Source organism: Pseudomonas sp. L13, from assembly GCF_009935965.1.
In the GTDB taxonomy this organism is placed as follows: Bacteria; Pseudomonadota; Gammaproteobacteria; order Pseudomonadales; family Pseudomonadaceae; genus Aquipseudomonas; species Aquipseudomonas lactis.
On the sequence record NZ_QODJ01000019.1, the window covers coordinates 16,416 to 36,038 of the forward strand.

22 protein-coding genes and 1 tRNA gene are annotated in these 19,623 nt (G+C 54.5%); 4 read left to right on the plus strand and 19 right to left on the minus strand.

Annotated features, from left to right (window positions below; all coding sequences use genetic code 11):
* Positions 1 to 14 precede the first annotated feature (14 nt).
* On the minus strand, positions 15 to 557 hold the full coding sequence (locus DK871_RS11910; protein ID WP_178116043.1) for an RNA polymerase sigma factor: 543 nt from the start codon (positions 555 to 557) through the stop codon (positions 15 to 17).
* An 87-nt stretch (positions 558 to 644) separates the two neighbouring features.
* Complete coding sequence (locus DK871_RS11915) at positions 645 to 1,340, minus strand: Crp/Fnr family transcriptional regulator (RefSeq protein WP_161905171.1); 696 nt, start codon at positions 1,338 to 1,340, stop codon at positions 645 to 647.
* Positions 1,341 to 1,556: 216 nt separating this feature from the next.
* On the opposite strand from DK871_RS11915, the gene DK871_RS11920 reads away from it, so the two are divergent.
* Positions 1,557 to 1,633, plus strand: a tRNA-Arg gene (locus DK871_RS11920).
* Positions 1,634 to 1,879: 246 nt separating this feature from the next.
* On the plus strand, positions 1,880 to 2,929 hold the full coding sequence (locus tag DK871_RS11925) for a DNA cytosine methyltransferase (protein WP_161905172.1): 1,050 nt from the start codon (positions 1,880 to 1,882) through the stop codon (positions 2,927 to 2,929).
* On the opposite strand, the gene DK871_RS11930 is transcribed toward DK871_RS11925, so the two are convergent.
* The 4 genes from DK871_RS11930 to DK871_RS11945 all read right to left on the minus strand — a co-directional run bounded on the left by DK871_RS11930 (position 2,832) and on the right by DK871_RS11945 (position 8,942).
* Positions 2,832 to 4,190, minus strand: coding sequence for a hypothetical protein (locus DK871_RS11930; RefSeq protein WP_161905173.1), 1,359 nt, complete (start codon positions 4,188 to 4,190; stop codon positions 2,832 to 2,834). The two genes, DK871_RS11925 and DK871_RS11930, sit on opposite strands and share 98 nt — an antisense overlap.
* Positions 4,187 to 6,301: an ATP-binding protein gene (locus tag DK871_RS11935; RefSeq protein WP_161905174.1), complete on the minus strand. Its 2,115-nt coding sequence runs from the start codon at positions 6,299 to 6,301 to the stop codon at positions 4,187 to 4,189. The genes DK871_RS11930 and DK871_RS11935 overlap by 4 nt, the downstream gene beginning before the upstream one ends.
* 411 nt (positions 6,302 to 6,712) lie before the next feature.
* On the minus strand, positions 6,713 to 7,009 hold the full coding sequence (locus DK871_RS11940) for a hypothetical protein (protein WP_161905175.1): 297 nt from the start codon (positions 7,007 to 7,009) through the stop codon (positions 6,713 to 6,715).
* A gap of 1,048 nt (positions 7,010 to 8,057) precedes the next feature.
* Positions 8,058 to 8,942, minus strand: coding sequence for a LysR family transcriptional regulator (locus DK871_RS11945; protein WP_161905176.1), 885 nt, complete (start codon positions 8,940 to 8,942; stop codon positions 8,058 to 8,060).
* 116 nt (positions 8,943 to 9,058) lie between these two features.
* Here DK871_RS11945 and DK871_RS11950 point away from each other — a divergent pair, with 116 nt between their 5' ends.
* Complete coding sequence (locus DK871_RS11950) at positions 9,059 to 10,090, plus strand: SDR family oxidoreductase (RefSeq protein WP_103452395.1); 1,032 nt, start codon at positions 9,059 to 9,061, stop codon at positions 10,088 to 10,090.
* A gap of 49 nt (positions 10,091 to 10,139) precedes the next feature.
* Here the strand turns inward: DK871_RS11950 and DK871_RS11955 are convergent, their stop codons facing one another.
* From DK871_RS11955 to DK871_RS11990, 8 genes are all read right to left on the minus strand, one after another.
* Positions 10,140 to 10,727, minus strand: coding sequence for a hypothetical protein (locus DK871_RS11955; protein WP_161905177.1), 588 nt, complete (start codon positions 10,725 to 10,727; stop codon positions 10,140 to 10,142).
* A complete protein-coding gene (locus DK871_RS11960) occupies positions 10,724 to 11,296 on the minus strand; it encodes an RNA polymerase sigma factor (RefSeq protein ID WP_054896831.1) in 573 nt (190 codons plus the stop codon). Before DK871_RS11960 ends, DK871_RS11955 begins: the two co-directional genes overlap by 4 nt.
* Positions 11,297 to 11,444: 148 nt before the next feature.
* Positions 11,445 to 13,085: a VWA domain-containing protein gene (locus DK871_RS11965; RefSeq protein WP_161905178.1), complete on the minus strand. Its 1,641-nt coding sequence runs from the start codon at positions 13,083 to 13,085 to the stop codon at positions 11,445 to 11,447.
* A gap of 195 nt (positions 13,086 to 13,280) precedes the next feature.
* A complete protein-coding gene (locus DK871_RS11970) occupies positions 13,281 to 13,931 on the minus strand; it encodes a DUF799 domain-containing protein (RefSeq protein ID WP_005783625.1) in 651 nt (216 codons plus the stop codon).
* A complete protein-coding gene (locus DK871_RS11975; protein ID WP_005783622.1) occupies positions 13,928 to 14,290 on the minus strand; it encodes a DUF4810 domain-containing protein in 363 nt (120 codons plus the stop codon). Before DK871_RS11975 ends, DK871_RS11970 begins: the two co-directional genes overlap by 4 nt.
* A gap of 29 nt (positions 14,291 to 14,319) precedes the next feature.
* The gene (locus DK871_RS11980) at positions 14,320 to 15,000 is read right to left on the minus strand and encodes a CsgG/HfaB family protein (protein WP_005783620.1); all 681 of its coding nucleotides are present in this window, start codon (positions 14,998 to 15,000) and stop codon (positions 14,320 to 14,322) included.
* Positions 15,001 to 15,451: 451 nt separating this feature from the next.
* Positions 15,452 to 16,144, minus strand: a complete 693-nt coding sequence (locus tag DK871_RS11985) for a hypothetical protein (RefSeq protein ID WP_003187502.1) — start codon at positions 16,142 to 16,144, stop codon at positions 15,452 to 15,454.
* A 74-nt stretch (positions 16,145 to 16,218) separates the two neighbouring features.
* Positions 16,219 to 16,611, minus strand: a complete 393-nt coding sequence (locus tag DK871_RS11990) for a DUF2846 domain-containing protein (protein WP_169913177.1) — start codon at positions 16,609 to 16,611, stop codon at positions 16,219 to 16,221.
* A gap of 343 nt (positions 16,612 to 16,954) precedes the next feature.
* Here DK871_RS11990 and DK871_RS11995 point away from each other — a divergent pair, with 343 nt between their 5' ends.
* The gene (locus tag DK871_RS11995; RefSeq protein ID WP_005783616.1) at positions 16,955 to 17,212 is read left to right on the plus strand and encodes a hypothetical protein; all 258 of its coding nucleotides are present in this window, start codon (positions 16,955 to 16,957) and stop codon (positions 17,210 to 17,212) included.
* Between the two features lie 78 nt (positions 17,213 to 17,290).
* On the opposite strand, the gene DK871_RS12000 is transcribed toward DK871_RS11995, so the two are convergent.
* The 5 genes from DK871_RS12000 to DK871_RS12020 all read right to left on the minus strand — a co-directional run bounded on the left by DK871_RS12000 (position 17,291) and on the right by DK871_RS12020 (position 19,549).
* Positions 17,291 to 17,734: a hypothetical protein gene (locus DK871_RS12000; RefSeq protein ID WP_161905179.1), complete on the minus strand. Its 444-nt coding sequence runs from the start codon at positions 17,732 to 17,734 to the stop codon at positions 17,291 to 17,293.
* A gap of 123 nt (positions 17,735 to 17,857) precedes the next feature.
* Complete coding sequence (locus DK871_RS12005; protein WP_161905180.1) at positions 17,858 to 18,187, minus strand: hypothetical protein; 330 nt, start codon at positions 18,185 to 18,187, stop codon at positions 17,858 to 17,860.
* Between the two features lie 4 nt (positions 18,188 to 18,191).
* Entirely contained in the window at positions 18,192 to 18,338 is a 147-nt protein-coding gene (locus DK871_RS12010; protein ID WP_161905208.1) for a ParB N-terminal domain-containing protein, read from the minus strand.
* Positions 18,339 to 18,398: 60 nt separating this feature from the next.
* Positions 18,399 to 18,830, minus strand: a complete 432-nt coding sequence (locus tag DK871_RS12015; protein ID WP_161905181.1) for a hypothetical protein — start codon at positions 18,828 to 18,830, stop codon at positions 18,399 to 18,401.
* 122 nt (positions 18,831 to 18,952) lie between these two features.
* Positions 18,953 to 19,549: an HNH endonuclease gene (locus DK871_RS12020; protein ID WP_161905182.1), complete on the minus strand. Its 597-nt coding sequence runs from the start codon at positions 19,547 to 19,549 to the stop codon at positions 18,953 to 18,955.
* Positions 19,550 to 19,623: the final 74 nt, after the last annotated feature.

A 19,623-nucleotide genomic window follows, 5' to 3' on the forward strand; every position in this document is an offset into this window, starting at 1 on the left:
TGTGTGAATCACCTTCAGCGCAACGCATCGCGCAGCAGTTGCACACGCTTGCGCACCAGCGGCAGCTTCACGTGCAGCTCGGCGGCGATTTGCGGGTAAGGCAGGTCATCGACAAAACGCATCTCAAACAATCGCTGCTGCAACAGCGGTAACCGTGCGACGTGCGCCTCGAGCTGCTCCAGGCGCTCATAACACTCCACCCGCTCCAGCACCGAGGCGCAGGGCGCGGCGAGCGCGGCCAGGTGATCGAGCTCAAGGTCTACCGAATCATCGAACAGCCGCCCCTCACGCTTGCTGCGTCGCAAGCTGTCGAGAAACACATGGTCGAGCACCAGAAACAGAAACCCCTCAGGGTCACGAATACGCTCCGGCGAGCGCCGAAAAAACAACAGAGCCTTGATCGCCGTGGCCGCCAACCACTCCTGGCCCTGATCCAGATTGCCCTTGGCCCGCCGCAACGCCCGGCGCCTGAGCTCGCCGTGCACAGCGCGCCAACTCGCTTCGAACAAACGGTCATCGGCGGCCCATTGATCCTTGAACTGAACAGTCATCCCCATCGCCAGCACTCCTGTGCATCCTTGATGAAGGGCCAGTCTGCGAGGGCTCGACGGGGGTACGCTGTTACCTGGGGAACACCACCACAACTAATTCAGCGCAAAAGCCTTGCGCCGCAACTGCTCAACATCGTTGATCACCATGCGCTCCAGATCGCCGCTGATCACCCCACTGCGCCGCCACACTTGCAGCTGTACATTCAGCTTGGGCCGACTGGTGTTCAGCATCGACGCCAACACCCCCTGGCTTGCGGGCAACGACACACTGGGCAAGGCCAACGCCAGGTCAATCTCACCCAGGTTGGCCAACAAAAACCGCGCCAACCGCGACTCCAGCCGATGCAGGCACACCAACTCCAGCAACTCGATGGCCTGCAGCAACCGCAGCATCATCAGCATCAACAAACGCCGCAGAAACACCGGCTCCTCAAACAACACAGCAAAATGCCGGCTACCCAACTGCAACAACCGCGTAGGCCCGCTGGCAAAGGTAGAAGACTCGCGCCCATGATCCTTGATCAACGCCGTCTCCCCCACCACCTGCCCAGCCCCGGTACTGCCGATAATCTGCTCGCGCCCATCCGGCCCATGCACCACCGAATAAATCCGCCCCTCCACTACCAGCGCAATAAATTCGAGGGTGTCGTCCTTGAAATACAACAGCTCACGATCATCCAGCGTGCGCTCCACCATATGGGTGGCCACGTAGCGCAAGAGATGCTCCGGCATACCTCGAAACAAGTCGGAGCGAGCCAGCAGGGTTTGTCTGAGCGGGAGATCGAGCATCACGGTTCCTTTGGAATGCATGCGTTCACCTGGGGAATTGCGGCGTGGAAGCGGTGTAAAGCCACAAGAGCAAAGCAAACAAAGGGACGTGCGGCGCGGGGAGTTGTGAATGAGGGTGGCGATTAGCCATTTTTTGTCGGAAATGGACGACAGGGGGCGGAGGAAATGCCGGAATGGACGCATTAGGTCGACATGGGTATGATGTCGCCCGCACAAGCATCCGTAGCTCAGCTGGATAGAGTACTGCCCTCCGAAGGCAGGGGTCGTGGGTTCGAATCCCGCCGGGTGCACCAGATTTGGAATGAAAAAGCCTCAGGTCGGGAGATCTGGGGCTTTTTTGTTTTTGGGGTTGGTGGGGGCGAGGTGAAGGTGTTGAATTGCGCTGGGATAGTAGAAGATGGTGTCAGGGTCACTCGCTCGGCCTTCGGTTTGAGCTGTGTTGTATTTCCCTCCTCTTTTCGCCGTGAAAATAAATCTGTCCCCTTTTCCTCTGGTGACTTGGTAACGTGGCAACTAATCAATAGAGAGCAGTTCAGCTAATGGAACGCATCAAGGTTTTCGACATGTTTTGCGGCGGTGGCGGCAGCAGTCTAGGCGCACGATTAGCAGGCGCTGAAGTGGTAGGCGGCGTAGATATGTGGCCTATAGCCACTGAGGCTTTTGGCCTCAATTTCCCTCGCGCAAAGGTGTTTACAGGAGACTTAAGGCTAATCGAACCGTCCGATGTCGTAAAACAGACAGGCTCAATCGATCTTCTATTGTCTTCCCCCGAGTGCACACATCACACCTGCGCTAGAGGCAGCAAGCCACGCTCTGAAGAAAGCAAAGAGACAGCTCTACAGGTTATACGCTATGCCAAAGTGATGAAGCCGCGCTGGGTTGTGCTTGAAAACGTCACCCAAATGAAACCCTGGGAGCGCTACCCCGAGCTAAAAGCGGAGCTCCAAGAGCTTGGATACCACTTGCATGAGCAAGTTTTGGACTCTGCTGACTTTGGAGTGCCGCAGCGCCGCAAGCGGTTATTCTTGATCGCAGACATGCATAAAGAACCCACTGGTACTGTGGGTAATGCAGATAGGGAGATGACGGCTAGGGAGATACTCGATCCTGATGGAACGTGGCCCATGACCCCGCTCCGTAAGCCCGGTCGAGCTCAAAAGACCTTAGCCCGGGCAGATCGCGGAATAGCTGCGTTCGGCGAGAACAAAGCTTTCCTATTGGTGTACTACGGAAATGATGGTGCTGGCGGCTATCAGTCGTTAGACGTACCCTTGAGAACTATCACTACCGTCGATCGGTTTGCACTGGTTGTACCGACCGAAAACGGTCACATGATGCGGATGTTGCAAGCGATTGAACTCCGTCGAGCTATGGGCTTTCCGGAGAACTACGTATTCCCAGAAACCAATAAGAGAAACCGCATTCGTTTACTCGGCAATGCGGTTTGCTCACCAGTGATGGCTGCTATTGTCAGAGGTTTGACTACTAATCCTATTCAGGAAAAAACCTCATCACACCCGGACGTCGCGCGTGAGTCGTGTAGTGATGACTCAGCTCCTCAAGAGTTGCACGCCGCAATCTTAGTTTAGGCTGAACGTGCAATAGGTCTTTAACAGGTTTTGCAAAAAACCTGTTGCATGAAACCAGCAGACAGTAATCCTTGACACCGTCTCCAAGATCTAACGAGAGCACACCCACATCAAAAATCGAAAGATTGGAGTACTTCCTTTGTTTTCTCGAAAAATAACGAGCCTTATCTACATCGGCGACAGGGATAAAAACACCTAACAAGTATCTATAGCTATAGACCTTACCCTGGACGTCGTCGCACTCGGGAGTAAGCGTTACAACACATGGAGTCAAAGAATTGAGAAAATCGTCATCTCTCACATATTCCCCAGGCATTAGAAACTCACGACCTAGCACTTCATTGCAACTAGCGCCCCAAAGTTCAGGACATGCCTGATCCCAGCCCGCCCTATCAACTATTGAGACCATCCCCCGACTGGAGGGCTGAAATCCAACAGGGTCAGTCAAAACGGAAACGAGATAATGAGTATTCAAACTAGACTGCGAAACTCCGTCTGGGGCGTTCCCAAATTGCTCCGCAAGCAATGCGTTTAATCCTGCAACATATTCAGCTGACACATCGAGCCGATCTTCTAAAACGGGTAATAAGGCAGCATCCATCGCAGCCACAGGTGCAATTTGTGCCTGAGCCGAACCAACCGCTTCTGTAGATAAAAATGCTAGAAGCTTGTGCCAGCGGGGCAAAGCGCCTTCTTCCCCGGCCGCCTTAGTCAAATCGAAAAGGCGATGTGTTGAGCGTACTGCAGCTTGGAACACACGCTCTTCCCAAGAGATAGATAGCAGCAAAGCACCACAATTCAAAATTGCTTCATTTACTTGGTCTATCAAATCAGCAAGCAGCTCCGGCTGCTGTTCAAGACCTAGTACTAACTTTTTATCTATACATCCAAAACCTACTGGCACAACCAAGTCAAAGTCTTTCGCCCTCTTAATTATCTCACCAAACACACGTTCAGCATCTTCCGGAAATTTGGTCCAAAAAATGACAACATAAGGGCCATCACAGACAATCTTTTTCAGGCTAGACATTATGGCTAACGTTTGCTGAGCCATATTATTCATACCTCCATCACCCAAATGTATGTCAGAAAAAATTATCCTGACACCATTGAAAGGCTGTGGGGGCGTAGGGTTTATCGTTCCTAGATCATACAAGAATGGCATAACCCAATACCCAGCCGAGACCAAGGCCGAATATATTTTATCCAGATGTTCCTGTTCGTTATCAATAGCAGCAACACGTACAAATTGAGGAATCATTTTTCTTCCTTGAACTGAAATATAATTGCAGCACCGTCGTATGCATCTGGGATTTGAAAGTCATCTCTGATTTCGTCAGCTGAGCACAAAACTAAACTACCATCAATTGACTCCATAACCATCCGGGAATAGTAAAGACCAAGCCCCATCCCCTCCGCCCTGTTAGATACAAAGGGGGTACCCAGCTGGTCTAACGGCAATTCAAAACCGGGGCCATTGTCAATAATCGCAAGAGAACCACTGCGTTTATCACTATCCCACTGCGTCATAATCAGGACGGCACCCTGCTTGTCTTCTTTCTGCGCCTGATAACGCGACCAATAAATAGCGTTATCGATGATATTGTTTATCGCACCCATTAACAGGTTGAGGGGGCCGCTCACCGGAAATGAAACACCTCCGTCAGACAAGTGATTAGACAGGACAAGATCATGGCGCTTGAACCGCCCAGAGTTCATATCCAGCGCTCGCGCAACAAGCTCCCTGATGGTTGTCTTGCGCGCGCGCTCTTTGTTTAGAAGAGGCTTAAATGTGTCTAACAGCTTTCGCAAATGTACAATTGTTTGCTGAAGCGTCGTTTTACTGGTATTCCCCTCAAGTTGCCTAGTCAGAGTATCCACGCCATGAACCATCTCATGGAAAGCCAAAGACAAATTGAGACCAGCCATGCCGGAGTTGAGCATAACAGTGCGGTAGCTATTCAGTTGAGATTGCAGGGACTCAACAACTGGTTTGATTTCTGACTCTAAATTATTTTTCTTTGCAATCTCATTAAGTGCGTCAAAAGCCTCCTCTACGGGGATAATTTTCGATTCCCCCTTGATCGCCTTATCAATTTGTTTTCTGTGAGGCCCATGCAAGCGTTCAAACTTATCGAAAACGCTGAGTACGACTCTCTGAAAATTTCGATAAACATCATTTTCGTCAAACCCTTCACGGTTTGTTTTCTCTTTTAAACCTGGGCTCTTCGCGAGGTTAAGGTCAATGTAACCTATCAAACTATCAGTACCCAATTTCCCTGCCGGTCGGTTAATTCTTCGGACGTTAAGTCCAAGCCAGTCATCACCTGGCTCACCGTAGTTGAAAACACGCACTTGGTCTCGATATACGCGCACACCTGACTGAGATCGAATCCAGTCAGTGATCAATTTGGCCGATCCACTTTCCTTGAGAATTTCAGTTCTGCGGTGGTAGGCGTAGATTTTTCCTTTGATAGGTCCAATGCCAGCCAACATAGCAGGATCAAGGAAGATAGCCGGTGGCTTACCATCATCGTCCTCATCGACCACCTTCACTAACTCTAACTTGTCGGCTGGATTAGCATCTCCGTCATGTTTCAGCCCCTTATAGGCTGGCGGCTTGAATTTATATTCCCATGAAAACCTCCCTGACTCAGAGACAGCAAAGTCAAAACTCCAGATAGCCGCATTAAGCATATCTTGGGCAGAAGGCAGATCCTCAATATCTTCCTCCCTCCCAGGCAAGTGTAATTCGACATCAAAGGATCCAATTTTATTAATTGGATTACTTAGGGAAGTAATAAGCCGATAAAGGTCGCGCACCTCTCTCTTGCTCCATTCAGGCCTAGAGAGATCAGTAATTTTCAGGAGTGTACCGCCACCTGTTTTGAAAACCTTCGGGACCATATTCCTTTTAACTGAAATAGATAGGCCTTGATCTAGGTATTTACCCCCACCAATTAAGTCATCCCAGACAATCTTAAACTCTAGCTCTGGTGCGTTAGCTATTCGTGTTACAAGCTGAACAGAATCTCCTAGCTTTTGTATCGCAAGACGCCCCACCCCTTTTTCGCCCAGAGGTAGGCGCTTGAATTTCTTAGAAGGAATTTTTCCTTTTAGACCTCGTTTAGAGTCCGTCCCGATCTCTAGCCATTTAGACTCTATATCGTCCATGCTCATGCCACAGCCATCATCTTTGATAGAGATATAAGGCTCATCGCACTCGAGGTCTAGAGTAACGTCAACTCGCTCCGCATCTGCGTCGTATGAGTTTTTAACCAACTCAAAAACGGCCAACCTATCGTGGCCAATCAGTTGGTCACCCAAGAGTTTGAGTACATGAGACTGCACCCGCATTTTGAGATCAGCCAATTTGCTTCTCCTTACATGCGCTAACGAGCACACATGAATAAAACTGTAGTAAGAATCCGAAAGACCCGAAATCCTTTTCGAATTTAGATCTGGTTTTTTGCCATCGCGGCCAGGGCGGTCACCACCTTGTACACATCTCACCAATTCGGCACTTCTACGTCCTCGGCCCCACGTTTAACGGCGGGGCTTTGAGTGTACAGGTCGATTTCCGTCAACTGTTTGAACGCTTAGCGCAAGCCTCACGGATCTGCCCTGCCAGCTCCGGCTCAAGTCCCGTTAGGTCGCTGAACGTAAAAAGCGTTTTCGCTCGTCCCTCGGCGATCAACCCTGCAAGTGAACGATCCAGCAGTCGTTCAACTGTTTCGGCGCGGACGAAATTTTCCTATGCGTTCAGAGTTGACCGACGACCACTCAAATCTGCACTTTGGCGGTACGAAGCACGTGAGCATGCAACTGGTTGTGCTCGATGATCGTGATTTCTTCGCGGGCCAATGCCGCTCCGCAGCTGGTAAGCGCCATGGCCAACAAAGCGCCGTCATGCAACCCGATTGAGTAATCGCCCTGACCACGAATGGCATGTAGGTTATAAATGTCACAAGCGATCAATTGCCCCCCTCTTCCCAACGACGCAACGATCGAGCGGAGATCCGTCGGCAGAGCGGCCAAGGCTAGGTGAGGATCAACTTCGGTAGGCAGTTTGATAGCCATGAATGAAACTCCTTGTGATAGAGCTGAAGTACGGCGTAATTGGAATGCTGTCCCTAGGCACTAAACCCGCACCCCGGCACCGCCAAAGCCCGCGACTAAGACCGGCTTGAGGGTACAGCGATTTTTCCATATCAATATTGACTAGTGGAAAGAGTTACCGACATCACTATGCCAGTGCAAGCTCGAAAGCGCGACGGATAACCTCGATGTCAAAAGTTAGATACGACTTGCCATGATCGAGGTCGCCATGACAGAGGATGGTCTATATCGTCTCCACGTCGCCGGTCGCAGCCAGCATCTTTGCCGCTAGAGATCGCCTGCCACAGTGTGACAACCCCTGCTTGATATCGGCCTGACGGCAGAGCCGACTGATCGTCTGCTGGAGCGAATCAAAGGCACGGTAAACCTCCAGACCGCTGTCCGATTGGCGATTGTTAAGCTCAAGTTCAAACGCTGACCCCTCGCTTGGGGTAACCAACTTTAAAACTGGGCGCAGTCCTCGATATTCATTAGCGCCGGAAAGGACCCACCGGCGTCGAGCTAACCGCGATTCAGCAGTCCAAGGCGGCAAGGCCTCGAGCATGTGTCAGGTACACGTTGCGGGATCGACAGCCCTTGGTGATGTCTGCTCATAGATACGCCTCGGACTTAATAGATCCGCTGGAGTACAGTACGTCTACGACCTCCAATAAGGCCACTTCTGTAACGCGAATCGCAGTGGTGTATGAGCCATAAAAGCATCAAGTCGCGCTCTGGCAGACCGCCAGTAACAGATGCAACGTGGATCAAGTGCTTGAATTAGCGTGGACGAAGGGATGTTGCACGGCGAATGGGGTTAGTCATGGGGTTCACTGTCAGAGTTGATGACGAGTCGCGGAAGATCCTGAGGGAGCATGCAGCGGGCATCCTGAATAGCTTAAAGACCCGCATGCCGTGGCGTTCACGGAAAACGAGAAAGGGCATATAGGGATATTGACGCGCGACTCGATATTGCTACAAGCGGCAGAGCCTCTACATCCCGATGGGTTGGGCCTTACGCAGGACTCGATTAATTCCTGAAATGCTGCTTATCCAGGCTAGAAATTTCATCCCGCAACACCCCCTCCAACACCCCAAAAAACCCCTGAATATGCCCCTGCTTCAACGCCTGCGGCCGCGTAACCAAATAAACCTCCATCCCCGGCAGTTCTATCTCTTGAAAAACCTCACTCAACCCCGTCGCCAAAATACGCGGCAACACCGCCACCCCCATCCCGCGCCTCACCGATTCAAGCTGCACCGCAAACGAACTCACCCTGATCGGCGCATGGTCCAGTCCGGCAGCTTTCGCCGCACGCATTTGCGGGAGCAGGTCCAGCGGTGGCAGCAAGGCAATACTGGCGGCAGTGGCTGGGGTTAGCGCAGGGAATCGTTGCAGATATTCGGCGGTGGCGAATACCCCGTAGTCCAGTTTGCCGAGCCCTCGGTAGATCAGGGAGGGCTCACCCAGGTGTGCGGTGCGTATGGCTATATCGGCCACGCCTCGTACGATTTTGTGGAAGTCGGTGGTGACCTGGAGTTCTACGGAGCAGCCTGGGTGCTGCGCTGTGAAGCGGCTGGCGGCTTCGAGCACGCTGGCAGAAAAGCCTTCGCCGGCGCTGACCAGTACGGTGCCGCTGAGAATTGCTGGCGCGCCGTCGACGGGGGCCTGGCGTCGCAGGCCGGATTCGGCTGCCAGGGCGACGTCTACGAGGGCTTGGCCTCGGGAGGTGAGCCGGCAGCCTTCCACGCCGCGTTCTACCAGTGGTTCGCCCAGGGCGGTTTCCAGTTGGGTGAGGCGGCGGGAGACGGTAGAGGCCGCGATACCGAGTAACTGGCCTGCCTGTAAAAAGCTGCCGCGCCGTGAGACTGCCAGCAGCAGTCGAAGATCGTCCCAATTTGCCTGCAATGCCATATCTCCGCGCTTCCCTGGTGTGCAGATGTGCAAAGCCATTATGCCGTAGGCGCTGTTTTTACGGCGCGGGCTCGCGGGTATATCTACTGGCCTTCTCAATAAATGGAATGGCCTGTATGAACACGAACCCCAATCGCTTGCGCAGCACCTTTGTGACCGGCGCCACCGGCTTGCTGGGCAACAACCTGGTGCGGGAGCTGGTCGCACGGGGTTATGCGGTGAAGGCGCTGGTGCGCTCGGCGGTCAAGGGTGCGCAGCAGTTCGGCGATGTGCCGGGCGTGGAGCAGGTGGTGGGGGACATGGCGGATGTGGATGCCTTCGCGGCGGCGTTGCAAGGCTGCGATACGGTGTTTCACTGCGCGGCGTTTTTTCGCGATAACTACAAGGGCGGCAGCCATTGGGAGGCACTGGAAAAGATCAATGTCGTCGGTACGCGGGCCCTGCTGCAACAGGCGTATGACGCCGGGGTGCGACGGTTTGTACATACTTCGTCGATTGCCGTGCTCGACGGTGCCCCCGGTACGCCGATCGACGAGACGTGCCTGCGGGACGAAGCCGATGCGGATGACTACTACCGCAGCAAGATCCTGGCTGAGCGGGAGGTGTTGAGGTTTCTTGAAAGCCATCCGCAGATGCACGCCTGCATGGTCTTGCCCGGTTGGATGTGGGGGCCGGGCGACCGTGGGCCGACGTCTTCGGGGCAGTTGGTGAGGGACGTGATCAACGGCAAGTTGCCGGGGCTGATTCCTGGCACCTTTTCGCTGGTCGATGCCCGCGATGTGGCCTGGGCGCACATTGCTGCCGCCCAGAGCGGGCGTCGGGGCGAGCGTTATCTCGCGGCCGGTCGCAACTTTACCATGCGCCAGCTGATGCCTGTGCTGGGGCGTATTGCCGAGGTCAAGGTGCCCTCCCGCCAGCTGCCGCTGCCCGCGCTGTACCTGTTGGCAGCGGTGCAAGAGGCCTACGCGTACCTGACCGGCAAGCCCATTTTGCTGAGCATGGCGACGTTGCGGCTGTTGATACGCGAGGAGCACCGTACCCGCTTTGACCACCGTAAAAGTGAAGAGGAACTGGGGCTGAGCTTTCGCGGGTTGGAGCAGACCCTAGCGGACACGGTGGGCTGGTACCGAGCCTACGGCGGGTTGTAATAAAAAGCCCCAGGTCGACAGGCCAGGGGCTTTTTTCGTGGCGGCAGATTTAACGCGTTTGCAGTGCTTCTAACCGTGCCGGCAAATCCTCCTGCGGGAAGCGTTGGTAAAGCGCCAGCAGTTTCTCGTCCGCCGCCTTGGTTTCCCCCGCTCGACGCAGGTTCACAATCTCCTGCAGGCCTTCTTCCAACGTAGGCAGTGTCCGTTTGCTGAGTTTTGCCGCTGGCTGATCCGCCAATGCGCTTTCGGCTTGAGCAGGAGCGCTTTCAACCCTAGGCGCTACGGCCATGCGGGCCATTGGCGCGGGTGCGGAAAACGCTTGCGGCGCCGGGTGAGCCGCTTCTTCGTGGCGCAGTGCGGAGAATGTCGCGGTGGAGATTTCAGGTTGCGGCACGGGGGAGCGCGTGACCACGCCGATCATCAGTGCCAACCCGGCGACGGTGGCAAATGCCATTTGCCAGCGCGGGCGTTGGCAGGCTTGTAGCCAGCGTTGCCACAGGCTGGGTTGCGGCTGCGGGGCTTCGCGGCGGGCGGCGTTGAGGATGAAGGCGTCGAGGGACGCGGGCGGTTCGCCCGTGCTGTGTTGACGGTAGTGCTGGAGCAGCGCGTCGTCTGGGGTGTGTCGGGAGTCAGTCATACGGGTACCTCCTCGGCCAGCAGGCGCCGCAATTTTTGCAGGGCGTAGCGCAGGCGGCTTTTTACGGTTTCCAGCGGGGCGCCGGTGAGGGTAGCGATTTGCGGTACTTCGAGCTCGCCGTGCAGGCGCAGCAGAAACACTTCGCGCTGGTCTTCGGGCAACGCTTGCAGGGCCGCGTCGAGGCGCGCCTGGTCGCGGCTGAGGGTCAGTTGCTGCTCGGGGCCGTCGCTGTCGTCGGCCTGGGCGTGCAGCTGTTCATCGTAGCTGTCATGCAGGGGGTTGTGGATGCCGTGCTTGCGCCAATGGTCGATCAGGCGGTTGCGGGCGATCTGGAACAACCAGGTGCGAAAACTCGCCCGGCCTTGTGGCTGGGTGGTGCTGCGGATGAGGCTGAGCCAGGTGTCCTGGTAGATTTCTTCGGCCAGTTCGGCTTTGTTGCACAGGGACACGAGGAAGCGGTACAGGCCCTGGCGATGGCGCGTGTACAAGGTTTCGAAGGCGCCCGCGTCACCGGTTCGGTAGCGGGCCAGCAGCGATTCGTCGCTGGGTGAGTCGTCTGGAACGGCCATGTAGTGGGCGAACTCCTTTTGGTCAGCCGAAGCAGGGTTAGTGTGGGAGCTGGCTTGTCGAATCGTCGCAACGCTGCGATGGCATCCACTCGGTGTGCCTGGTGAACCGAGTTGTCTGCATCGCAGGCAAGCCAGCTCCCACATTGGTTCATTGTTGTGTTCGGGATTCTGGTTTGAGGCTTTGGGCCAACTCCACCAGTTGCACGAATTCGTTGCGCAGCCCGAACGGGTCATCGCCGCGGGCCGAGCGCGCCAGTTTGGCGGTGTCTTGCAAGCTCATGGTGCCAGTGTAGCGGCCATCGCCCTTGAGCTGTTGGGCGAAGGCGGCCACGGCAGACGAGAAACGCAGGTCGTCGCTGGCCGGGGCAGCCTGGTTGGCGATGGGACGTTCGATCAACTGGCTGCTACCGCCCGCAGCGGGCTTGTAGCGCACCCGCAGCATCGCCAGCTCATCGGATTGGCCTTCGGTCGCAGGTGCGGCGGCGTAACGCAGAGGCTCCAACCAGCCCTTCTCGCCCTTGGGCACGATTTCATACAGCGCGGTCACCGTATGCCCTGCGCCAATCTCGCCGGCATCGACCTTGTCGTTGTTGAAATCCTCACGCTTCAGGGCGCGGTTTTCATAGCCCAGCAGGCGGTATTCGCTGACCTGGGCCGGGTTGAATTCCACCTGCAGCTTCACATCCCGCGCCACCACGGCCAGGGTGGAACTGAGTTGCTCCACCAGCACTTTGCGGGCTTCGCGCAGGTTGTCGATGTAGGCGTAGTTGCCGTCGCCCGCGTCGGCCAGTTGTTCCATCAGGTGTTCGTTGTAGTTGTCCACACCAAAGCCGAGGGTGGTCAGCGATACGCCGCTTTTGCGCTGGGCCACGGCCATTTGCTTGAGGCTGTCAAAATCGCTGATGCCCACGTTGAAGTCGCCGTCGGTGGCCAGCAGGATGCGGTTGATGCCGTTGTCGATAAAGCCTTCGCGGGCCATCTGGTAGGCCAGTTCGATGCCGGACGCGCCCGCCGTGGAACCGCCGGCGGTGAGTTGGTCGATGGCGTTGCGGATCTTGGCTTTTTCACTGCCCGAGGTGGGCTTGAGCACCACGCGGGATTCACCGGCGTAGACCACCAGTGACACGCGGTCCTGATCACGCAGTTGATCCACCAGTAATTTCAGCGTGCTTTTGAGCAGCGGCAAGCCTTCGCGACGGTCCATGGAGCCGGACACGTCCACCAGGAACACCAGGTTGGCGGGCGCCAGTTCGGCCACGGGTTTATCGGAGGCCTTGATGCCAATGCGCAGCAGTTTTGTGCTCGGGTTCCACGGCGTGGTGGCGACTTCGGTGGTGACGCCAAAGGGTGAGCCGTCGGTGGGCAGGGCGTAGTGGTAGGGAAAGTAGTTGACCATTTCCTCCAACCGCACCGCGCCTTCGGGCGGTAGACGGCCTTGGTTGAGGAAGCGCCGTACGTTGGCATAGCTGCCCGTGTCGACATCCACGCTGAAGGTGGAGACCGGGGCTTCGGCGACGCGGTGCACGGGGTTGTCGGGCAGGTTGGCGTATTGCTCGCGGGGTTCGCTGCGGTCATTCATCATCGCCATTTCACGCAACGCCATCGGTGCCGGCATGGCCATGCGTTTGACCATCGCGCCCTCAACCGGCGCGCTGTGCAACTCGGCGATGGGTGGTGCGGGTTTGGCCACCTCGGGTGAGGAAGACAGCCCACACCCGGCCAGCGCTACCAGCAGGGTAACGGTAAAGCCTTGGGCAGCGGGACGCAGGTAAAGCAGAGGGCGGGACATGGGGCTGAACCTCGTGAATGAATGAGCCGTTCACAAGGTCAGACGCGAGGTGCGCGAGGTTCGGGTTAACCCCTTGAAATTCACCTTGTAGGAGCGAGCTTGCTCGCGAAAAACTCACAGACGCCGCGTTCATTCAGGAGGCACGCGTTATCGTTGACGTTTTTCGCGAGCAAGCTCGCTCCTACAGTTGATCTTTTAGTCTGTGCCGTACTTGGGGTTACGCGGGCCGTACAAGATGCCGGTGCGTTGCCCTGCCGACAGCAAGCGCGCGCTGGTGATACCGGCAATCGGGTGCGCCGCATCAGTAGAGCTGTTGATCACCTGCTTGACCGCCGCCGTGATCAGCATGCCCACCAGGCCGCCACCGTTGTTGTTGCCCTCCTCGCTCGACGCCCGCGCCGAACCTGTCCACAAGGTGGTGCCAGTGCGCAGGTCCACCAGTTTGGCCGAGGCCGTCACCGAGGTGTCGCTGGAGATCAGCATGTACTGGGTGCCGTACTCGCTGATGGTGATGTACAGCGCCGCGTCCGCACCAAAGATGTCATGCAGCTTGGCCGGTTGTACGGCCTGGATATCGTTGGCGGTGGTCAGGCCGTTCTGACGGAAGGTTTCGTCCACCAGGGCAATCGGCAACACGTAGTAGCCGGCTTCGGCCAGCGGGTAGGTGACTTGCGACACCAGGCTGTAGGACGCCTGCACTTCCGGCGATTCATTGATCGGCGGCAGTACCAGGATCGACTTGGGCCGCGCCTGTTTGTACGCCGAATAATCAACCGTCTTGGGTGCGGCGCAACCGCCGAGCAACGCCAGGGCCAGCAAGGCGCCGGTGAGTTTTAACAGGCTCATTTGGTGGCGACTCCGGCTTTGGCGTTTTTCAACAGAAAGTCCATGTACGCAGCAGACTCAGGGAACAACGCCTTCTCGGTGCGAAACTCCTGCACCATCTGGTCATCCTTGCCCATGTTCATGTACAGCATGCCCAAGTGCGCGTGGTAACCCGGCGGTGCCTTGCGGCCACTGGCGTTGATCTTCTGCAGATCGCGCTCCAGTGCTTCCACCTGCGCTTCCTTGGGCTCGCCCTTGAAGTACTCGTAAACCTGCGGCTGGTAGCTTTCCCATTGATACAGGGGCTGGGGCGCCGTTTGGCACCCGGCTACCGTCGCGATTGCTGCCAGCGTCAGCGCTAACTTCACTGCCTTGCTCATCCGTGTACTGCTCCTTGTGGTGTGGCTGATCAGTTACGCGGGTTCCAGGCGCCGGCATTGATGCCGTCGACCAGGCGATTGATCGCTTCGCGCATGGCCAGGTCCAGCACCTTGCCATTGAGGGTGGAGTCATAGCTGGCGGTGCCGCCAAAGCCGATCACTTCACGGTTGGACAGCGCGTACTCACCAGCGCCCTGGGTGGAATACACCACTTCAGAGGTGTTGATGTTGACGATATTCAACGCGACTTTGGCGTAGGCCACTTGGGTCTTGCCACGGCCGAGAATGCCGAACAGCTGGCGGTCGCCGGTTTCTTTGCGGCCGAACTCGGTTACATCGCCAGTCACCACATAGTCAGCGCCCTTGAGCTTCTGCACGGTGCCTTTGATTTTGGCTTCCTGGGAGATTTCGCCCATGTTGTCGCGGTCCAGCACGCTGAAGCGGTTGGTCTGCTGCAAGTGGGTGATAAGGATGGTCTTGGCCTGGCCGCCGAGACGGTCAACGCCATCGGAGAAGATGCCGCGCATGTAGCTGGAGCGGTTATCGAACTTGCCCACGGCAATCGGCACACGCACGCCGGAATAGGCCACGTGGGCGCTGGCGACTTGCTCCACCGGCATCGCGCGGTTGCTCTCGGTGGCGCAACCGGCCACGGTCAACAGCGCCGCGGCGGTGAGGCCCGACAGCAGGATTTTGGACAGTGTCTTCACAGGGTGCTCCTTGGGTGAGGAAATCAGCGTTGCTGGGTTTTCCAAGGAGTTAGGCAGCCTGAAAACGCACTGGCCTGGATTCTTCCCTGAAAGACGGTGATGCAACGGCTGCGGCATTTTACGGGGTTGAGAGCGGTTCTCAAGTTGTTTCGGCCATAGGTGGTGGGGCTTAGCCTACTGCCGACCGCAATACTCAAAGCAACGAAGCTCAAATGTGGGAGCTGGCTTGCCTGCGAAAGCGCCAGTACAGCAACAGACACACGGCCTTCATAAGCACACGTCTACTGTAGGAGCGAGCTTGCTCGCGAAAAACGTCAACGATAACGCGTGCTTTCTGAATGAACGCAGCGCCTGTAGGTTTTTCGCGAGCAAGCTCGCTCCTACAAAAAAACTCAACTGACTGGCATTAGTCCAAGCCCGCCCACCGACAGCAGCCAGCCTTCGCACAAACCTACTTGAGCTCCTTCACTAGATACTGCGCAGAAATCTGCGTAATCCCAGTCAACGCCCGGCGCAAGGCTTCAGGGTCGGTGCGGTAAGTGAGCGGCGTGTAGCCATAAACGTTCTGACCATTAAACGGCGTGACCGCTTCAAAGGTGCGCCAGATCATCTCATCGCCGCGATCCATCTGCGCTAACACGTTAAGGGTCGGATAAATCACACTGCTGAAACCCTGGGTCAGGCGAAAGCCCCACTCGGACACGGTCAACTGAATCTGCGCATCAGCGGGCTCATCGTCGCCGACCACCTTGAGCGTCGAAGTCTTACCCAACTCATCGACAAAGCCCTGCTTGAGCAACACGCCTACATCGAGTTTTTCCGCCTCCATCACCGTCAGAATAGCCACCGGCGTCGGCATCTCGGCCAACTGCCCGAGCTTCATGCCACCGGCAAACCCGGCACCGCTCAACGCTGCAGTACCCAGCTTGGACGCCCCGCTGGCCATGCCAACACCGGCGCCAACCCCGGCACCCAGGGCCGCGCCCCAGGCCTGTTCGCGGCCGAAGTACACCATGTTCTTTTCCCACTTCACGGGCAGGACTTTGACGGTCTTGATCTGCGCGCGGTTTTCGGGGGTGAGGGGGTGGCTGACGCAGCCGCCGAGGATGAGGGTGGTGAGGAGAATGAGGAGGAGGTTTTTCACATCAGTCCTTTAATGTTTGCAGTGAATACGAGAAGTCGGCAGAGCCTGGGACCCTGCCGACATACTGGCTCAACTCATTTGCTTTCTTTGGCAATGGTGCCCAAGGACGCATCCTTGACCAGATAACGGCCTTCAACTTCGCTCAGCGCTTTGAGGCTGTTACGCGCCACGGCGAAGCCCATTTCGACTTCCTGCTTGAGGTAAACCACCTCACCCGCCTTTACATCAATCGGCATATCCGCCCAGTTTTCAGCCTTGGAGCTGATCACGTGTTTGCCCGGCGTCACGAAAAAATAGATGTACTGGTTACCACGGTTGTAACCCATCTCCGAGTCGGCTTCCTTGTCATCCAGGAACACGTTGAACCGCACCAACATCCCGACGTTGCTCGGGCGCACGACGTACACCAAACCTTTATCGGCCACGGCAGCCTTGGGCAGCGAATAGTTCGCCACGTCAGCCTGCATCTTCTCCACCGACGGCGTCGAGGAACAGCCAAACAGCGTGGCAAGGGACAGAACGACAGCGGCTTTGCAGAACAACTTGATCATGTATTTCTTCCTTGTGGGTAACGGTGGAGCGGTTTTGAGAGTGCCGATGATGGCGGAATCTCATTTTTTGATGCGTTGGTCATCGCCGTTGTGTCGGCAATGGATGGCGTGACATGAGCAATGTGTGCCATCAGTGTGACGCCTTGCGCGGTTTTAGCTGAGGCGCTTATAGTCCGGTCGTCGCTCAAAAGGTGACCGGGTTTGGCGACCCGAAGAACGAGCCCTCAATAATCCAGAGAGCTTAATGATGAATCGATACATTCCCCTAACCGGCCACGACTGCACCGTCCCAGCCCTGATCATCGACACCCAGGCACCTCTCGACGTCCTCCACGACGCCGCCGTGCACCGCATTCGGGCCGTCACCCAACTGCTGGAAAACCTGGCCTTTCGCGAACAACTCAGCAGCGATGCCGTCGTGCTTTCAGACTTCGCCCATTTGCTGGCCATTCCGCTGCGCGATGGGTGTGATTTGCTGGATGTCATCAGTCGCAGGCTTAATGCCGATCCGTCCTGAGTGAAAATCGGGCGGCCTTTGTGTCGCCCGCTTTGTGCGTGAGCAATCCAACTAAATAAACCAGTCCACTTTTTTTCGTCATTTCAAGCAGCAAACTTGATCATCCGAAAGATAATAAAGTCCCTCCAGCTTTCCGCAAATGGAAGGAAGACCGAAAACCGGTGCTGAGGCATAAGAAATAGGCAGCTCGGATCTAATCGAACCGGCAAACTCCGAACTATCCCACGCTGGAGTGACTATGCCGCTCCAAAAACTTACGGCGTCTCCCTTATCAGACAATACAACAGGCTTTAAGTATTCAATTGCGGCATTGGAGTCCCAATACAAATAACCGCGATACACAGCGCCACTTTCACCAAAAAAATCAGCTCTAACGACAATCTGAAAGTCTGAGCACGTTTCCTGTTCGGCGAGGGGGCGTACAGTTGATTCATCCTCCACGGTGTCGTCCATCGGAAAAAACCAAACGCTATAGCTAACAAGATCATCAATCGTTAGCTCATATACTTGTTTGTTCGACACAAATCGCCCCCTATGTAATTAAATACAACAAAAGGGGACAGAATTAATTAATAGGCTCTCAACTCTAATTTAAATAAATCTGTCCCTTTTCTGCCTTGATTTACATACATCTAATTCGAACATTCAACCCGGAATAAATAGCTCTGCCTTAGAGGAAACTTTTTTGTCTAGGCATGCCTCTAACAAGACGTTCAATCCTTCAGGAAAGACTTGAAAGAAAATATTTTCAATATCCTTTTCATCATCAGAAATTATTAACATTTTAAACCGCGCACCTACGTACTCTTTAATACCTGAGTACTCTTTTACAAAATCAAGCTCCAACGTTTTGGCAAAATACGCTTCGAGATCTTTAGAAATACGCTCAGAGCTCTCAAACTCCCAGCCATCTTCACCCAAGGTCTTATTTGCTCCAACAGGTATAACAAAAGCTGCTTGATATTTATTACTCATAACATCACTCCCCAATATTAACTGGAATCTTATCCAAGCTAGCTTTTTTGCCGGCTTCAGCTCTATGATGGCCATCCTGAAGCTCGAGTCGACCTGTATTGGGGTTTCGCCATGCATCGACTGGGTAATTTGAATGAAAAAGGGGACAGATTTATTTTAGTGCGCCTTTAAACTCTAATTTAAATAAATTTGTCCCCTTTTCGTTTCCAGCTCAACTTTTTCCTTTGATATGATTTCGCCACGGGACGAGCAGTCCTTCCAGCAAGATTCGATCAATAACACCATCATCAATGGCGCCAACATAAGTTGTATCCAGTTGAAATTCAAAAGAAATATTTTGTTTTTCAGATAACTTTTTTACAGTGCAGATTATTTCTTCTACTTCATCTAGATTTTTCGAATCCATATCAACGGAGAGTATGCTTGGTTGCAGCGCTGAATAAATCTCCAACATTCCACCCACTACTTCCGCGCCCCCTTCGTCTATCGCGTCAATAAAGGTTGGCGGGGCAACGCTCCATTTTCTTGACGCGGCGAACTCATTCACAAGCTGCTGCACATGAGATCTAATAGACTGATCTAAGTCCTGAGCCACATAGAAAATCAATTTTTGCTTCTCATGTTCTAGCGGTACGGAATGCACTATTCAGCTCCCTTTCTCCTAATTTAAATAAATTTTTTCCTTTTTTTTCAGTCTCCTTTTTTCATTTCCACATTATTGCTAACACACCCTCATCTCTACCCCAAAAAAATCTATCCTACCTTTTAAAATACAGCACTTGGAAATACTTTACGAAACATATGCTGTATCGCTGGCAACCGGGCTAGTTCGTCCAACATTTCGGCAGCCGAAAGCGGCATATCGTAGGGTACCGTGCCACGGAGCAGTGCTATTCCATATAAAGCATATTCCTCGTTTTTAGAGTGACTCCAATTTGGAACATAGCCAATTACTTTGTAGATCTTGAAAATAGGCTCATCAAATTCAATCAAATCATATAAAAAATCTGGAGCTCCCTCCGCCCCTAAAAATCCTGCGCACCACGATTGTAACTCTGATCTATCAATAGCCTCGCAGAACAGACAGGTAATTACAAACCCTAAAAGTTCATCACTGTAACGCTCAGTTTTTTCTATAATCACTTTCCGCCCCATAGCTTCACCACCTATGTGTCCAGTTTTGCAGTGAATCAGCTCCGGAACGAGCTGCATCCGTCCGCTATCTTGGTGATGATGCCACGTGTATCCATCAATTTTACTTTTCCCCGCTTCTATTTGTTGCATTTGTTTAGCTGTAAACCCAGAACTACTCACCTGCCCTTTATGTATAGCATTCGATAGATCTTGGGTTGCGAGACCCATTTGTTGTCTATAGCTAGCAGTGGAACAAAAGGGGGCAGATTTACTCAATAGCCTTTGTACTACCACCACGAAAT

What these genes read in the sequence shown, in the direction of transcription:
- DK871_RS11910 (WP_178116043.1), bottom strand. Translation starts at nt 557, where the DNA reads ATGGGGATGACTGTTCAGTTCAAGGATCAATGGGCCGCCGATGACCGT.
- DK871_RS11915 (WP_161905171.1), bottom strand. Translation starts at nt 1,340, where the DNA reads ATGCTCGATCTCCCGCTCAGACAAACCCTGCTGGCTCGCTCCGACTTG.
- DK871_RS11925 (WP_161905172.1), top strand. Translation starts at nt 1,880, where the DNA reads ATGGAACGCATCAAGGTTTTCGACATGTTTTGCGGCGGTGGCGGCAGC.
- DK871_RS11930 (WP_161905173.1), bottom strand. Translation starts at nt 4,190, where the DNA reads ATGATTCCTCAATTTGTACGTGTTGCTGCTATTGATAACGAACAGGAA.
- DK871_RS11940 (WP_161905175.1), bottom strand. Translation starts at nt 7,009, where the DNA reads ATGGCTATCAAACTGCCTACCGAAGTTGATCCTCACCTAGCCTTGGCC.
- DK871_RS11945 (WP_161905176.1), bottom strand. Translation starts at nt 8,942, where the DNA reads ATGGCATTGCAGGCAAATTGGGACGATCTTCGACTGCTGCTGGCAGTC.
- DK871_RS11950 (WP_103452395.1), top strand. Translation starts at nt 9,059, where the DNA reads ATGAACACGAACCCCAATCGCTTGCGCAGCACCTTTGTGACCGGCGCC.
- DK871_RS11955 (WP_161905177.1), bottom strand. Translation starts at nt 10,727, where the DNA reads ATGACTGACTCCCGACACACCCCAGACGACGCGCTGCTCCAGCACTAC.
- DK871_RS11960 (WP_054896831.1), bottom strand. Translation starts at nt 11,296, where the DNA reads ATGGCCGTTCCAGACGACTCACCCAGCGACGAATCGCTGCTGGCCCGC.
- DK871_RS11965 (WP_161905178.1), bottom strand. Translation starts at nt 13,085, where the DNA reads ATGTCCCGCCCTCTGCTTTACCTGCGTCCCGCTGCCCAAGGCTTTACC.
- DK871_RS11970 (WP_005783625.1), bottom strand. Translation starts at nt 13,931, where the DNA reads ATGAGCCTGTTAAAACTCACCGGCGCCTTGCTGGCCCTGGCGTTGCTC.
- DK871_RS11975 (WP_005783622.1), bottom strand. Translation starts at nt 14,290, where the DNA reads ATGAGCAAGGCAGTGAAGTTAGCGCTGACGCTGGCAGCAATCGCGACG.
- DK871_RS11990 (WP_169913177.1), bottom strand. Translation starts at nt 16,611, where the DNA reads ATGCAGGCTGACGTGGCGAACTATTCGCTGCCCAAGGCTGCCGTGGCC.
- DK871_RS12005 (WP_161905180.1), bottom strand. Translation starts at nt 18,187, where the DNA reads ATGAGTAATAAATATCAAGCAGCTTTTGTTATACCTGTTGGAGCAAAT.
- DK871_RS12020 (WP_161905182.1), bottom strand. Translation starts at nt 19,549, where the DNA reads ATGGGTCTCGCAACCCAAGATCTATCGAATGCTATACATAAAGGGCAG.